Source organism: Amycolatopsis sp. NPDC101161 (genome assembly GCF_044768185.1).
In the GTDB taxonomy this organism is placed as follows: Bacteria; Actinomycetota; Actinomycetes; order Mycobacteriales; family Pseudonocardiaceae; genus Amycolatopsis.
In genome coordinates, this window is the sequence record NZ_JBIWPI010000004.1 from 541,260 (window position 1) to 555,023 (window position 13,764).

17 protein-coding genes are annotated in these 13,764 nt (G+C 69.8%); 2 read left to right on the top strand and 15 right to left on the bottom strand.

Features of this window, described 5'->3' with window-relative positions; genetic code table 11:
* Positions 1-41 precede the first annotated feature (41 nt).
* Complete coding sequence (eccB, locus tag ACIRSS_RS30085) at positions 42-1,679, bottom strand: type VII secretion protein EccB (protein ID WP_400900712.1); 1,638 nt, start codon at positions 1,677-1,679, stop codon at positions 42-44.
* 582 nt (positions 1,680-2,261) lie between these two features.
* On the opposite strand from eccB, the gene eccE reads away from it, so the two are divergent.
* Together eccE and ACIRSS_RS30095 are read left to right on the top strand one after the other, a co-directional pair.
* Complete coding sequence (eccE, locus tag ACIRSS_RS30090) at positions 2,262-3,497, top strand: type VII secretion protein EccE (RefSeq protein WP_400900714.1); 1,236 nt, start codon at positions 2,262-2,264, stop codon at positions 3,495-3,497.
* The gene (locus tag ACIRSS_RS30095) at positions 3,494-4,213 is read left to right on the top strand and encodes a hypothetical protein (RefSeq protein ID WP_086681370.1); all 720 of its coding nucleotides are present in this window, start codon (positions 3,494-3,496) and stop codon (positions 4,211-4,213) included. Before eccE ends, ACIRSS_RS30095 begins: the two co-directional genes overlap by 4 nt.
* A 43-nt stretch (positions 4,214-4,256) precedes the next feature.
* On the opposite strand, the gene truA is transcribed toward ACIRSS_RS30095, so the two are convergent.
* The 14 genes from truA to ACIRSS_RS30165 form a co-directional block, all read right to left on the bottom strand.
* On the bottom strand, positions 4,257-5,096 hold the full coding sequence (gene truA / locus ACIRSS_RS30100; RefSeq protein ID WP_400901923.1) for a tRNA pseudouridine(38-40) synthase TruA: 840 nt from the start codon (positions 5,094-5,096) through the stop codon (positions 4,257-4,259).
* Positions 5,097-5,169: 73 nt separating this feature from the next.
* Positions 5,170-5,718 (bottom strand): 50S ribosomal protein L17, encoded by a 549-nt coding sequence (rplQ, locus tag ACIRSS_RS30105; protein ID WP_400900716.1) that lies wholly within the window; start codon positions 5,716-5,718, stop codon positions 5,170-5,172.
* Between the two features lie 41 nt (positions 5,719-5,759).
* Positions 5,760-6,830 (bottom strand): DNA-directed RNA polymerase subunit alpha, encoded by a 1,071-nt coding sequence (locus ACIRSS_RS30110; protein WP_004558887.1) that lies wholly within the window; start codon positions 6,828-6,830, stop codon positions 5,760-5,762.
* Positions 6,831-6,930: 100 nt separating this feature from the next.
* Positions 6,931-7,536, bottom strand: a complete 606-nt coding sequence (gene rpsD, locus ACIRSS_RS30115; protein ID WP_400900718.1) for a 30S ribosomal protein S4 — start codon at positions 7,534-7,536, stop codon at positions 6,931-6,933.
* A gap of 23 nt (positions 7,537-7,559) precedes the next feature.
* Positions 7,560-7,967, bottom strand: a complete 408-nt coding sequence (gene rpsK / locus ACIRSS_RS30120; protein ID WP_004558885.1) for a 30S ribosomal protein S11 — start codon at positions 7,965-7,967, stop codon at positions 7,560-7,562.
* 18 nt (positions 7,968-7,985) lie between these two features.
* Entirely contained in the window at positions 7,986-8,171 is a 186-nt protein-coding gene (locus ACIRSS_RS30125; protein WP_013222623.1) for a hypothetical protein, read from the bottom strand.
* The gene (gene rpsM / locus ACIRSS_RS30130) at positions 8,168-8,548 is read right to left on the bottom strand and encodes a 30S ribosomal protein S13 (RefSeq protein ID WP_004558883.1); all 381 of its coding nucleotides are present in this window, start codon (positions 8,546-8,548) and stop codon (positions 8,168-8,170) included. Before rpsM ends, ACIRSS_RS30125 begins: the two co-directional genes overlap by 4 nt.
* A gap of 209 nt (positions 8,549-8,757) precedes the next feature.
* A complete protein-coding gene (gene rpmJ, locus ACIRSS_RS30135) occupies positions 8,758-8,871 on the bottom strand; it encodes a 50S ribosomal protein L36 (protein ID WP_004558882.1) in 114 nt (37 codons plus the stop codon).
* 37 nt (positions 8,872-8,908) lie between these two features.
* Positions 8,909-9,130: a translation initiation factor IF-1 gene (gene infA / locus ACIRSS_RS30140; protein ID WP_004558881.1), complete on the bottom strand. Its 222-nt coding sequence runs from the start codon at positions 9,128-9,130 to the stop codon at positions 8,909-8,911.
* Between the two features lie 266 nt (positions 9,131-9,396).
* Positions 9,397-10,173, bottom strand: a complete 777-nt coding sequence (gene map, locus ACIRSS_RS30145) for a type I methionyl aminopeptidase (RefSeq protein ID WP_400900720.1) — start codon at positions 10,171-10,173, stop codon at positions 9,397-9,399.
* Positions 10,174-10,217: 44 nt separating this feature from the next.
* On the bottom strand, positions 10,218-10,772 hold the full coding sequence (locus ACIRSS_RS30150) for an adenylate kinase (protein ID WP_400900722.1): 555 nt from the start codon (positions 10,770-10,772) through the stop codon (positions 10,218-10,220).
* Entirely contained in the window at positions 10,769-12,076 is a 1,308-nt protein-coding gene (secY, locus tag ACIRSS_RS30155) for a preprotein translocase subunit SecY (protein WP_400900724.1), read from the bottom strand. Before secY ends, ACIRSS_RS30150 begins: the two co-directional genes overlap by 4 nt.
* 255 nt (positions 12,077-12,331) lie before the next feature.
* A complete protein-coding gene (locus tag ACIRSS_RS30160; protein WP_400900726.1) occupies positions 12,332-12,955 on the bottom strand; it encodes a LysE family translocator in 624 nt (207 codons plus the stop codon).
* 22 nt (positions 12,956-12,977) lie between these two features.
* The gene (locus tag ACIRSS_RS30165) at positions 12,978-13,499 is read right to left on the bottom strand and encodes a hypothetical protein (RefSeq protein WP_400900728.1); all 522 of its coding nucleotides are present in this window, start codon (positions 13,497-13,499) and stop codon (positions 12,978-12,980) included.
* Positions 13,500-13,764 lie beyond the last annotated feature (265 nt).

Below are 13,764 nucleotides of genomic sequence, written 5' to 3' on the forward strand. Positions count from 1 at the left end.
CTTCGGGCGTGAGACGTCCGCCGCCGCCCGATGGTTCCGCCTCAGCCGCCCGCCTGCTGCGTCTGCGTCGGGAACGAGCCCGCGTTCGGGTCGATCGGCACGGAGTCGAACTGCTTGAGCACGTCCTGGGTGTTCAGCGACGAGCCGGTCGGGAGCAGGCCGATGATCGACTCGGGCGCGGGCTGCCGGTTGTTCAGCCCGATCGCGTCCGCGGTCGCGGCGTCCGGGACGCTGTAGCGCACCCCGCGGTCGGAGATCAGCTGGATCGCGCCCTTGCCGAAACTGGCCTGGCCGGTGGCGGACTGCACCACCGCGGCGAAGCCCGGCTGCAGGTAGAAGCCGGTGATCGGCACGCGGTTCGGGCCCGGCGTGGTGACCTTGGTCGTGGCGAACTTGGCGCCGTGGCCGTTCTGGCCCGGCAGCTGGTTGTCGATGTACACCGACGTGTGGCCGTCGCGGTTGGCGCCGTCGCCGACCACCGACCAGCCGAGGCACGCGACCGGGGAGTTCTTGGTCGCGTCGAGGACCGTCGGCACCGAGCGCGGGAAGTCGTCGACCGGGATGTAGCCCTGGTCGCCGGTCCGCAGCACGCGGACGCCGGACAGCTTGTCGAGGCCGAGGATCCGCGGCTGGCTCGCACTGCCGTGCTTCGCGACGCGCATGACGTCGGCGACCGCCTGCGACACCTCCTGGATGCCGGTCGTGGTGATGGCCCAGTACTGCGCCTGCGCACCCGTGGGCTGCGTGGAGAAGACCTCGCCCGGGGCCAGCCCGTCGAGGTCGGCCGGGGGCGCGCCGTCCGGGATCCGCGGCGGGGCCAGCGGCGAGACCTCCGGGATCGCGTTCAGCAGGCCCTGCGTGATCTTCCGGGGCTTCTGGTTCAGCAGCTGCAAAGCCGTCAAGACGGCGTTGTGCGAGTCGCTGGTGTCGATCTCGGCGCGGACGGTGTTGGCGTTCGGGCGGTTCTGCGTGCTCGGCAGGCGGTAGATCAGGTAGGTCTTGCCGTTGTCGGCCGCCGCCAGCAACGCTTCCTTCTCCCCGAGCTCGGTGCCGAGGCCGCTCGGCGCGACGCCGCCGAAGACGTAGGTGTCGGTCTTGCCGATGTCCGGGTTCGGCTGCGTCGGGTCGAGCAGAACCTGGTCGCACACCGCCCAGTTGGGGGAAATGCGCTGGGAATCCGACGGCATCAGCTGCGGTCCGTCCGGAATTCCGGTCAGTTTTCCGCGCGGAATGTCCTTCAGCTGCTCATCGGAAACGACCGTGGGGTTCTTCACAGCCGCGGCACTCGGCGCCGGCGCCGGAGCCGCCGTCGCCGTGCCGGGGTTCCCCGCGCTCGGTTGCTTTTGCTGGGCCAGCAGGAGAAGCCGGGCCGACGCCAAGTTGAACGTCGGGACAAGGGTCTTCGGGTTCCCCATCACCACGTAGACCGTGCCGGACTGTTCGCCGATCACGATGTTCCCGGCCTCGGGCACCGACGGCGCCGGGCTGAGCAGCCCCCAGACGACGAACACGATCATGCCGAGCGCGCCCAGCACGACCCCGACGATGGTGGCCCTCGTGTGGGTGCGCATCGGGTCGTGCAGCATCACGGCGTCCCGCCGGACCAGCGCCGACTGCATCCGCCGTAGGACGAACTGATACGCCTGAACCTGAGACTTAGTCGTGGGTGTTGATGGCATTCTCGACCTACAGCTCTCCCCGTCGCGGTACGGTTCCGCAGGATAGCCGTACGGGGACCGTCTGGTGTGGGGTTTCTACCAACTCAAGCTAGTGTCGGGCACCCCGGGACCCGGCTTCCGGGTACGCAGCAAGCACGAGGGGAAGAGAAAGCGCGGATGTCCGTCACCAACCCTCCACGTCCGCCTGGCCCGCCCGGGCCCCCGCCGCCCGGCCGCCAGCCGGGCCCGCCGCCGCGTCCGGTGAGACCAGGTGGCCCCGGCGGTCCCGGAGGTGTCCCGGGCGGACCCGGTGGCGGCCCCGGCGGGCCCAGCATGCCCCCGCGCGGCCCCGGCGGTCCCGTTCCCGGTCCTGGCGGACCTGTCGTACGGCCCGGCGGCCCGACCGGCCCCGGCGGCCCGACCGGCCCCGGCGGCCCGAGCGGACCTGGTGGGCCCGGTGGCCCCGGCGGTGGCGGACCTGGCGGTCCCGGTGGGCCCGGCGGTGGCGGTCCGGGTGGTCCCGGCGGCCCCGGTGGCGGTGGCCCCGGCGGTCCCCAGGGACCCGACGACGGCCCGGCCAATCCCGCGCCCAGCCCCGTGCGGATGGCTCCGCCCGCCCGGCGGCGCTCCTCGGGCGTCAACCTCGGCCCGCTGCCCGTGGCGAACCTCGTCGTACTCGAAGTCGGCCTCGCGGTCGGGCTCGTGCTCCTCGCCATCGACATGTCGCTCAAGTGGGTCGGCGTCGGCATCGTCGGCTTCGCCCTCATCGTCGCGCTGCTGCGCTGGCGCGGCCGCTGGTTCACCCAGTGGATCGGCCTGACGCTGCGCTACTCCTTCCGGTCCCACGACCGCGTCGCCGAACCGCTGCCGCCGAGCACCGTCGAGGAGCTGGCCGCCGAGGAGACCACGGTGACCGGCCCCGACGACGCGCGCGTGAACCTGCTGCGCGTCGCCGTCCCGGACCTCGTCGTGGCGCACGGCGTCGACCACGAGCGCCAGCAGGTCGGCCTCGCCTGGAACGACGGCACCTGGACGGCGGTGCTGCTCGTCGAGCCGACGCCGGCGCTGATCACCCAGGCCGGTGGCGCGCCCAGCCTCCCGCTGTCGGCGCTCGCGCCCTGCCTCGAAGACCGCGGCGTGGTCCTCGACTCGATCCAGGTCATCTGGCACTGCTACCCGGGCAGCGCGGCGCTGCCGGCGGACTCGCCCGCGCTCAGCTCCTACATGGAGGTGCTCGGCCCGCTCCCCGCGGCGGCGCGGCGGACGACGTGGGTGGCGATCCGGCTCGACCCGAAGCGCTGCCCGGCGGCGATCCGGGAGCGCGGCGGCGGCGTCGTCGGCGCCCACCGCGCGCTGATCGGCGCGCTTTCGCGGGTGCGCAACGCGCTGGAGTCCCAGGGCGTGCCGACCCGGCCGCTCGACCCGGACGAGCTGCTGCGCGCGAGCATTTCGGCCGCGGAGCTCACCGCCGTCGCCGGTTCGCCGAGCAAGGTGACGCTGCAGGAGCGCTGGTCCGGCGTGACCGCGGCCGGCATCGGCCACGCGAGCTACGCGATCACCGGCTGGCCCAAGGGCAAGATCACCGGGAGCCTGAACGCGCTGACCAGCGTCCGCGCGCTGTCGGCGACGCTCGCGATGTCGATCTCCCCCGCGTCCGACGAAGGCAAGATCGGGCTGCGCGGCGTGGTCCGGCTGAGCGCGCGCAACCCGCGTGAGCTCGAAGCCGCCGACCAGCGGCTGCAGGGGCTGTCCGAGCGGCTGGACGTCGGCCTGACGCCGCTGCGCGGGCTGCAGGTTTCGGCGTTCGCGGCGACGCTGCCGATCGGAGGGACAGCATGAGTTCGCGGATGCGGGACGCCGGGCAGAACCTCGGGGTGGCGCCGGAGTTCACCGTGGACCCGGCGATGCTCGACGCGGTCAGCCCGTCGGGTGACCGCGGTGGCATCGTGCTCGGCTCGGGCCTCAAGGGCGAGCCGCTGACGATCTCGGCGCTGCGTTCGACGCCGACGCGCATCGTGCTGGTGGGCGGGCTGTACTTGGCCCGCCAGGTCGCGATGCGCGCGATGGCGGTCGGCGCGTGGGTCGTGGTCGCGACGGGACGCCCGACCGAGTGGCAGGTGCTGTCCCGCGCGGCCGGCACCCGCGACGGCCGGCCGTCGCCGCTGGTCCAGATCCGCCGGCTGTCCCCGGTCGAGCTGCCGCGGCCGTCGGAGGACGCGCCGCTGCTGGTCGTGACGGACGGCGGCCCGACCCCGCAGGACCTGTTCCCGCCGAGGTCGCCGTGGCAGACGACGGTCTACGTGCTGCCGTACCTGCACCCGCAGGCGGGCGCGACGGCCAATGCGGCGGACCTGGTGCTGATGCAGCGCCTCCCCGCGGGTCAGGCCGAGCTGGCGGCGCGGATCTGGCGCCTGCCGCCCCAGATGATGCGCCAGCTGACGACGTTGCAGGACGACCAGGTGGTGGCCCTGGGCCGCAACCTGTGGCGGCCGCTGCGCCTGGTGACGACGGGCAAGGAGCAGCAGCTCCTGGGCCCGGTCCGCCGCGGCGACTGACCCACCCCGTCGTGAGTGGGAAACGGTGTTCTAACGCTGTTTCTCACTCACGACCGGTGGGGGCCGTGCGGACGTTGCGGGTTTGGGCCGCGCGGGCCGCGAGTTCGGCGTCGGGCGGGTAGTCCACGCCCAGCAGCGTCAAGCCGTGCGCCGGGGCGACCGCGCTGTCGCGGATGCCGCTCTCCAGCACCTTCGCCGGCCACGTGTCGGTGCGGCGGCCGTCCCCGACCAGGAGCAGCACGCCGACCAGGCTGCGGACCATCGAATGGCAGAACGCGTCCGCCGAGACGCGGACCTCCAGCAGGTGCTCGTCCACCCGCGCCCACTCCAAGCGCTGCAGCTCACGGATCGTCGTGCCCGTGTCGCGCTGCTTGCAGTACGCGGCGAAGTCGTGCAGGCCCAGCAGTTCGGCGGCCGCCGCGTTCATCGCGTCCGTCGAAAGTGGACGGTTCCAGGCCAGCGTGTCGTGGCGGCGCAACGGGTCCACGCCCCAGGGCGCGTCCGACACCCGGTAGCGGTAGTGCCGGCGGATGGCCGAGAACCGCGCGTCGAAACCCTCGGGCGCGATCCGGGCACCCAGCACCCGGACGTCGCCCGGCAGGAGGCGGTTCCACCGGCCCGTCATGCGGGCCAGGTCCGGGATGCCCTCGGAGGACACGGGAATCCGCCCCGAGGGCGCGGAAAGGGGCACGACGTCGACGTGCACCACCTGGCCCGTCGCGTGCACCCCGGCGTCCGTGCGGCCCGCGACGACCACGGACTTCGGCACCGAGGCCCCCGGCGGCTGCCGCTGCAGGGCCTCCTCCAGCAGCGCCTGGACCGTCCGGCGGCCCGGCTGGCGGGCCCAGCCCGAGAAGTCCGTGCCGTCGTAGGAGACGTCCAGGCGCAGACGAACGAGCCCGCCCTCCCCAGCGGGAGTGGCGGGCTCGTCCGGTGTCGAATCTGCCGTCAGGACGTCAGTCCTTCTTGGCGTCCGCGTCGTCCGAAGCCGGGGCCTCGGTCTCCGCGGTGGTGTCCTCAGCCTTGGCCTCCTCGGCAGCGGCGGGGGCCTCCTCGGTCGAGGTGGTCTCCTCCGCGGCGGGGGCGGCGGGCTTCTCGTCCTTCGCGAACTTCGTCTTGCGAGCGCGCTCGGCTTCCGAAGTCACCGTCTTCTCGGCCACCAGTTCGATGACCGCCATCTTGGCGTTGTCGCCCTTGCGCGGCATCGTCTTGGTGATCCGGGTGTAGCCACCTTCGCGCTCGGCGAAGTGCGGGCCGATCTCCGCGAACAGCTTGTGGACGACGTCCTTGTCGCGGACGACGCGCTGCACCTGACGGCGGTTGTGCAGGTCGCCCCGCTTCGCCTTGGTGATCAGCTTCTCGGCCAGCGGGCGGACCCGCTTCGCCTTCGCCTCGGTGGTGGTGATCTTGCCGTGCTCGAACAGCTGCGTGGCCAAGTTGGCCAGGATCAGCCGCTCATGCGCGGACGACCCGCCGAGCCGGGCTCCCTTGGTAGGGGTGGGCATTGGTTCTCCTAGTTCAGCTCACAGCGTCCAGGCACACGGCCTCAGAGCTGCTCGGTCTCTGCGTAGTCCTGGCCATCGTCGTGGCCGTCCGAAATCCCGTCGGCGATGCCACCGACACCCTCCGACCAGCCTTCACCGTCGTAGCTGGCGGCCGCCGCGGTCGGGTCGAACCCGGGCGGGCTGTCCTTCAGCGCGAGGCCGAGGCCGACGAGCTTGAGCTTGACCTCGTCGATCGACTTGGCGCCGAAGTTGCGGATGTCGAGCAGGTCCGCCTCGCTGCGCGAGACGAGCTCGCCCACCGTGTGGATGCCTTCGCGCTTCAGGCAGTTGTACGACCGGACGGTGAGGTCCAGGTCCTCGATCGGCATCGCGTAGGCGGCGATGGTGTCCGCCTCCTGCGGCGACGGGCCGATCTCGATGCCCTCGGCGTCGACGTTCAGCTCGCGGGCGAGACCGAACAGCTCCACCAGCGTCTTGCCGGCCGACGCGACCGCGTCGCGCGGCGTGATCGACGGCTTGGTCTCGACGTCCAGGATCAGCTTGTCGAAGTCGGTGCGCTGCTCGACACGGGTGGCCTCGACCTTGTAGGTCACCTTGAGCACCGGCGAGTAGATCGAGTCGACCGGGATCCGGCCGATCTCCGCGCCCGCCTGCTTGTTCTGCAGGGCCGGAACGTAACCGCGGCCGCGCTCGACGACGAGCTCGATCTCGAGCTTGCCCTTGCCGTTCAGCGACGCGATGTGCAGATCCGGGTTGTGCACGGTGACACCCGCCGGCGGCACGATGTCGGCCGCCGTGACCTCACCCGGGCCCTGCTTGCGCAGGTACATGGTGACCGGCTCGTCCTCTTCCGAGGACACCACGAGCTCCTTGAGGTTCAGGATGATGTCGGTGACGTCTTCCTTCACCCCGGGAACGGTGGTGAACTCGTGCAGCACGCCGTCGATGCGGATGCTCGTCACGGCCGCGCCCGGGATGGACGACAGCAGCGTACGACGCAGCGAGTTGCCGAGCGTGTAGCCGAAGCCGGGCTCCAGCGGTTCGATGGTGAACCGGGAGCGGGTCTCGTTGACCGTCTCTTCGCCGAGAGCCGGCCGCTGGGAAATCAGCATTCCTTGTTTTCCTTTCCAGACGACGCCCGCCATATGACGTCGAAGGGATGGCGCGGCGGCGGCGCACCTGTCGCGCCGCCGCCTGTCCGACGGTGCCGGACTACTTCGAGTAAAGCTCGACGATCAGCTGTTCCTGAACCGGAACATCGATCTGCGCACGCTCCGGCAGCTGGTGGACCAGCACGCGGAGGTTGGACTGGACGACCTGCAGCCACGCCGGGATCGGGCGGTCGCCGAAGGACTCCTTCGCCACGACGAAGGGCAGCATCGAGAACGACTTCGGCCGCACGTCGATGATGTCCCACTTCGAGACCTGGAACGAGGGAACGTTGACCTTGACGCCGTTGACCAGGAAGTGGCCGTGGCTCACCAGCTGACGCGCCTGACGGCGGGTGCGGGCGATGCCGGCGCGGTAGATCACGTTGTCCAGGCGGGACTCGAGGATCTGCAGCAGGTTCTCACCGGTCTTGCCCGGACGCCGGACGGCTTCCTTGTAGTACCGGACGAACTGACGCTCGAGAACGCCGTAGGTGTAGCGAGCCTTCTGCTTCTCCTGCGACTGCAGGAGGTACTCGGACTCCTTGATGCGCCCGCGGCCGTGCTGGCCCGGCGGGTAGGGGCGACGCTCGAAAGCCTGGTCGCCGCCGATGAGGTCAACCTTGAGGCGACGCGAAATACGCGTCGCGGGGCCGGTGTAACGAGCCATTTCTTCTTACTCCTCCCCGTTCCTCAGACCCGGCGCCGCTTGGGCGGGCGGCAGCCGTTGTGAGGCTGCGGGGTCACGTCCTGGATGGTGCCGACCTCGAGGCCGGCCGCCTGCAGCGAGCGGATCGCCGTCTCGCGGCCCGAACCCGGGCCCTTCACGAAGACGTCGACCTTCTTCATGCCGTGCTCGGCGGCCTTGCGGGCAGCGTTTTCGGCGGCCATCTGCGCGGCGAACGGGGTGGACTTGCGGGAGCCCTTGAAGCCCACGTGACCACTCGACGCCCACGCGATCACGGCACCGGTCGGGTCCGTGATCGAGACGATGGTGTTGTTGAAGGTGCTCTTGATGTGCGCGTGACCGTGCGCGACATTCTTCTTTTCCTTGCGGCGGACCTTCTTGGCCCCCGCCGCAGTACGAGACTTCGGTGGCATGTTCTGAGGGTTCTCCTGTTAGCGCGCGTTCTCTTGGTGAGCGGCGACCGCTTCGGCCTGGCCGCGCCGGATGATCGATCCGGCGTCGGTGTACAGGTTGCGGAGCGCCATCGGGCGGGCGTAGAGCGCCTTGGGCGAGACACAAGCCGAGCCGCGGCGCTGAACGCCACCCATCTGCACGACCTTCTTGCCCTGGACGCTCACTTCTTGCCAGCCTTCTTCTTGCCGGCGACCGTCTTCTTCGGACCCTTGCGGGTACGGGCGTTGGTCTTCGTGCGCTGACCGCGGACGGGAAGTCCCCGGCGCCAGCGAAGGCCCTCGTAGCACCCGATCTCGATCTTCCGACGGATGTCGGCGTTCACCTCGCGGCGAAGGTCACCCTCGACCTTGAAGTTCTCTTCGATGTACGTACGCAGCTTCGCGAGGTCGTCATCGCTGAGGTCTTTGACGCGGGTGTCCGCGTTGAGCTCGGCAGCCTTGATGAGCTGCTTCGAGCGGGTACGGCCGATGCCGTAGATGTACGTAAGCGCGATCTCCAACCGCTTCTCGCGGGGGAGGTCTACGCCAGCGAGTCGTGCCATTGGCGCTGATGCTCCTTCATTGAATTCATCTTCAGGTCTGCTCCCCGTCCGGTTCCGGGACCGACTCGCCTGTCGTGCCCTCGGCTTGCGCCTCGGGTGTCCCAGCCCCGGCCTGAAGTCCGGGGGTGAACCGGGCCATTCGCGTGGCCCGGCAGGTGCGGGGAGGTTGTGTAGCCGTCAATCCACTCTGCTCGAGTGCAGGTGGGCGATCAGCCCTGCCGCTGCTTGTGCCGCAGGTTCTCGCAGATCACCATGATCCGGCCGTGCCGGCGGATCACCTTGCACTTGTCGCAGATCTTCTTGACGCTCGGCTGGACCTTCACGTCTTCTGCTCTCCTGCTTCTGAGCTGCTCTTCGTGATCACTTGTAGCGGTAGACGATGCGACCACGAGAGAGGTCGTAGGGCGAGAGCTCCACGACAACCCTGTCCTCGGGCAGGATGCGGATGTAGTGCTGCCGCATCTTGCCGCTGATGTGTGCCAGGACCTTGTGACCGTTCTCCAACTCGACGCGGAACATCGCGTTGGGGAGCGGCTCGACTACGCGGCCTTCGACCTCGATGGCCCCGTCTTTCTTCGCCATGTCCTCCGCATTTCCTTGTCAGCACTGTCGGCCGCCACACCCGTGATCAACCTGAGCACTAGTGCCGGGTTGGGGTGGTGCGTGGCACACTGGTGCCCGGCTCCCAAGACCGTGAATTCACGAGCGCGCAGGATCCGGGCACGATAAGTGCGCCGACTTGACAGTGTACGCATGTCGTGTCGCGACCCCCAAACCGGGGGTGACCATGCTAAAGGACCGTGCAGGTGGACGTGATGGCGATCACCTCGTGTGGGTGAATGCGCAGGTCAGGCGTCTTCGGCCGCAGTGAGTACCCAGGGACCGTCGTCGGTGATCGCGACGGTGTGCTCCCAGTGGGCCGCGCGGGAGCCGTCGGCCGTGACGACCGTCCAGCCGTCGTCGAGCTCGTGGGTCTCACCGCCACCGCCGGTCAGCATCGGCTCGATCGCCAGCGCCATGCCGGCCTTCAGCCGCGGGCCCTTGCCCGGCTTGCCGACGTTCGGCAGGAACGGGTCCATGTGCATCTCGCGGCCGATTCCGTGGCCGCCGTACTCGACGATCATCCCGTACTCGATGCCGTCGTCGCGGCCCGCGCGTTCGGCGGCCGACTGGACGGCGTAGGAGATGTCGGTCAGCCGGGCGCCGGCGCGGACCGCCTCGATGCCGGCCCACATCGCCGCTTCGGTCGCCGCGGACAGCGCCAGGTCGGCGTCGGAGACGGCGCCGATGGCCAGGGTGACGGCGGAGTCGCCGTGCCAGCCGTCGAGGATCGCGCCGCAGTCGACGGAGATGATGTCGCCGTCGGCCAGGACCTGCGTCTTCGCCGGGATGCCGTGGACGATCTGCTCGTTCACCGACGCGCAGATCGACGCCGGGAAGCCGTGGTAGCCCTTGAACGACGGCACCGCGCCGGCGTCCCGGATCGTCTGCTCGGCGAGCTCGTCGAGCTCGGCCGTGCTGACGCCCGGTTTCGCGATGGCGCGGACCGCCGCGAGCGTGCGGGCGACGACGAGCCCCGCGGCCCGCATCGCCTGCAGCTCGTCCGGGGTCTTGACCTCGATCATGCGCCCACGGCGGAGCACTTGCAGAACACGCAATCCTCCGAGGTTCACGTGCGGTCGCGCAGCGCTTTCAGCACCCGGCCGGAGATCTCCTCGACGCTGCCGACGCCGTCGACGGTCACCAGGATGTCGGCGTAGTACTCCAGCAGCGGCGCGGTGTCCGACACGTAGATCTGCTGGCGGCGGCGGATGACCTCTTCGGTGTCGTCCGCGCGGCCGCGGGACATGAGCCGCCCGACGACGACGTCCTCGGGCACCTGCAGCTGGATCACGGCGTCGAGCGAGACGTCGGCGTCGCCCAGGATCTCCCCGAGCACCTCGGCCTGCTTGGTGTTGCGGGGGAAGCCATCGAGCAGGAAGCCGGCCTTCGCGTCCGGCTCCGCCAGCCGCTCGCGGACCATCTCGTTGGTCACCGAGTCGGGCACGAGCTCGCCGGAGTCGAGGTAGCGCTTGGCCTCCTGGCCCAGCGGGGTCTCCTGGCCGACGTGCGCGCGGAACAGCTCGCCCGTGGAGATGTGCGGGATGCGCAGCTGCTCCGACAGAGCCTCCGCCTGCGTACCTTTGCCCGCGCCGGGCGGACCCACGAGAACCAGCCGCGTCACTTCAAGAACCCTTCGTAGTTGCGCTGCATCAGCTGGCTTTCGATCTGCTTAACGGTGTCGAGCCCGACACCGACCATGATCAGCACAGCCGTGCCACCGAACGGGAAGTTCTGGTTGTTCCCGCTACCGGTCACCGACAGGAAGAAGTTCGGAAGGATCGCGATGATGCCCAGGTACAGCGAACCGGGGAGGGTGATCCGGCCCAGGACGAAGCTCAGGTACTCGGCCGTCGGGCGGCCCGGGCGGATGCCCGGGATGAACCCGCCGAACTTCTTCATCTCTTCCGCACGCTCGTCCACGTTGAACGTGATCGTGATGTAGAAGTACGTGAAGAAGATGATCAGGCCGAAGTACAGCGCGATGTGCACCCAGCTGGACTGGTTCACGATGTAGTTCTTGATGAAGACCTGCCAGCCGGAGTTGCTGTTCTGGTCGCCGACGAGGCGGCTGATCAGGTCCGGCAGGTACAGCAGGGACGACGCGAAGATGACCGGGATGACGCCGGCCTGGTTCACCTTGATCGGCAGGTAGGTCGACGTGCCGCCGTACATCCGGCGGCCGATCATGCGCTTGGCGTACTGCACCGGGATCCGGCGCTGCCCCTGCTCGACGAAGATGACGCTCGCGATGATCACGAGCCCGAAGATGCAGATCATCGTCAGCGCGATGCCACCGCCGTTGGACAGGATGTTCCCGCCCTCGACCGGGATGCGCGCGGCGATGTTCAGGAAGATCAGGACGGACATGCCGTTGCCGACGCCGCGTTCGGTGATCAGCTCGCCCAGCCACATCATGACGGCGGTGCCCGCGGTCATGGTGATGACGATGATCGCCAGCGAGTAGACGCTGTTGTCCGGGATGATCGGCGACTGGCAGTCCGGGAAGAGCTGCTTGCGGTCCGCGAGCGCGACCACGCCGGTGGCCTGCAGGATCGCCAGCGCGACCGTCAGGTACCGGGTGTACTGGGTCAGCTTGCCCTGGCCGGACTGGCCTTCCTTCTTCAGCTCCTCGAACCGCGGGATGACCACGGTCAGCAGCTGGATGATGATGCTCGCCGTGATGTACGGCATGATGCCGGTCGAGAAGAGCGACAGCTGCAGCAGCGCACCGCCGCTGAACAGGTTCAGCAGCTGGTAGACGCCTTCCTGCTGCGCCTGGGAACTACAGGCCTGGACCGCCCCGTAGGAGATCCCGGGTGCCGGAATGGTCGCACCGATTCGGTAGACCGCGACGATGGCTAGCGTGAACAGGATCTTCTTGCGTAGATCCGGCGTCGCGAGAGCCGAGCGGAAGGCGCTGAACACGCGGGGGACCTCCTCGGCGTCGTCGGCCGTCCTCAACCGACGATCGGCTTGGCCGGCACGGTGGCCGGCGGGAACACACAGCACTACTGGCACGCAAGCCAGGAACGCTTCGGGGCACACTCGTCCCGAAGCGTGTCGCCGACTCTAACAGCTTCACAGGGCGTGTCCGCAGTCCGTGTGCGTTTTCCGTACCAAGGTTGCTCCGGCGGGTTGATCCACATCGCCGTCTTGGCCGTATTCCTTGACAGATCGGGCTCAGGCGTTGGACGTCGCGAGCACGCCGGCGAGGCCGACGAGGACCACGCCGGTCCCCCGGTCCACGGTGCGCCGGGTCCGCCGCGTCAGCTTGATCGACTTCAAGCCGGCGCCCACGCCGACGTAGACCGAACCGGCCAGGAACTCGGCCAGCAGGTAGACCGCGCCGAGCAGCGCGATCTGCGCCGGAAAGGGCCCGTGACCTGCGTCGATGAACTGCGGGACGAACGCGGTGAAGATGAGGATGGCCTTGGGGTTGGTGATCGCGACGCCGAACTCCTTGCGCGTCACGCGCCAGGCGGACGCGGGTCGCGTGTCCGGTTCGGGGACGTCCGTTTCGCCCCGGAATGTCGACCACAGCAGGCGCACGCCGAGGTAGAGCAGGTACGCGGCACCGGCCCACTTGATGATCGTCAACGCGGTCTCGGAAGCGGCCAGCAGCTGCCCCAGCCCGGCCGCGACGGCGGTGATCAACAGGGTGAACGCGGCCAGCCGGCCGGCCAGCCCGGCGAGGCCACGGCGGACACCGTGCGTCATCCCGTGGTGGAGACCGAGCAGGTTGTTCGCGCCGGGCGTAAGCGCGATGAGGACAGAAGCCCCGAAGAAGACCAGCAGCCACGACACGTTTCCACGGTAACCGCCGGGGTCAACCGGGTTCTTCGGGCGGGAGGACGGTGATGGCGACGCCGGACGGCGGGGTCGGGGTGTCGGCGTAGGCGAGGGTCGGGTCGGCCCAGCTCTTGCCCGGCAGCGCCGCGACGACCGCCGCGACCGCGGCCGAGGCGGTGGCGGCGATCAGCAGCCACATGCCGGCGGTGGTGGTGACCTCGAGGTCCATGCCGTCGGCCATGGCAGACCACCCGAGCCCGCTCATCCCGACGGTGAGGACGACCCCGCCGGTGAAGAAGGCCCCGGCACCGATGAGCCACCGCCCGCGGCGAGGGCGCGCGAAGGCGGTGAAAGCGGCGACGGCGAGCAGGACGACGGCGAGGATCACCGGGATACCGAGGGGCGAGGCGGCCTGGTCGGTGGCTTCCTGCCCGGGGATTTCGATCCGGCTGCCCCAGGCGGTCTGGGTGACGGTGAGCTGGGCGTCGAAGTACCGCTGCCGGACGTTGACGTGCTGCTGGAGGCGGAAGAGCGGCAGGAAGAGCCCCCCGGCGGCCATGAGCGCGGCCGCGGCGGTGAGGGCCGGTGGGAGGAAGCGCCGGAGCCTGGAGGTGCCGGCAGGAGCTTCGGGGGCGGCGGGTGGCGGCGGTTCGTGCGGCGCGGGTGTGGGGGCCGCGCCGGGTAGGTGGGCGACCGGGAACGGCAGCGGTGTGGCCGGTGGGGGCGCTTGCGGGGCTTGGGCGGGGAAGGCGCTCGGCGGGGTGACGGATTGCGCGGGGAAGTCGAGCGGATTCGCGCTCGGAGGGGCTGCGGCCTGGGCCGGG

Bases quoted from the DNA above. Each gene is read 5' to 3' on its own strand.
- eccB (WP_400900712.1), bottom strand. From the start codon at position 1,679: ATGCCATCAACACCCACGACTAAGTCTCAGGTTCAGGCGTATCAGTTC.
- eccE (WP_400900714.1), top strand. From the start codon at position 2,262: ATGGCTCCGCCCGCCCGGCGGCGCTCCTCGGGCGTCAACCTCGGCCCG.
- ACIRSS_RS30095 (WP_086681370.1), top strand. From the start codon at position 3,494: ATGAGTTCGCGGATGCGGGACGCCGGGCAGAACCTCGGGGTGGCGCCG.
- rplQ (WP_400900716.1), bottom strand. From the start codon at position 5,718: ATGCCCACCCCTACCAAGGGAGCCCGGCTCGGCGGGTCGTCCGCGCAT.
- ACIRSS_RS30110 (WP_004558887.1), bottom strand. From the start codon at position 6,830: ATGCTGATTTCCCAGCGGCCGGCTCTCGGCGAAGAGACGGTCAACGAG.
- rpsD (WP_400900718.1), bottom strand. From the start codon at position 7,536: ATGGCTCGTTACACCGGCCCCGCGACGCGTATTTCGCGTCGCCTCAAG.
- rpsK (WP_004558885.1), bottom strand. From the start codon at position 7,967: ATGCCACCGAAGTCTCGTACTGCGGCGGGGGCCAAGAAGGTCCGCCGC.
- rpsM (WP_004558883.1), bottom strand. From the start codon at position 8,548: ATGGCACGACTCGCTGGCGTAGACCTCCCCCGCGAGAAGCGGTTGGAG.
- infA (WP_004558881.1), bottom strand. From the start codon at position 9,130: ATGGCGAAGAAAGACGGGGCCATCGAGGTCGAAGGCCGCGTAGTCGAG.
- map (WP_400900720.1), bottom strand. From the start codon at position 10,173: ATGATCGAGGTCAAGACCCCGGACGAGCTGCAGGCGATGCGGGCCGCG.
- ACIRSS_RS30165 (WP_400900728.1), bottom strand. From the start codon at position 13,499: ATGGCCGCCGGGGGGCTCTTCCTGCCGCTCTTCCGCCTCCAGCAGCAC.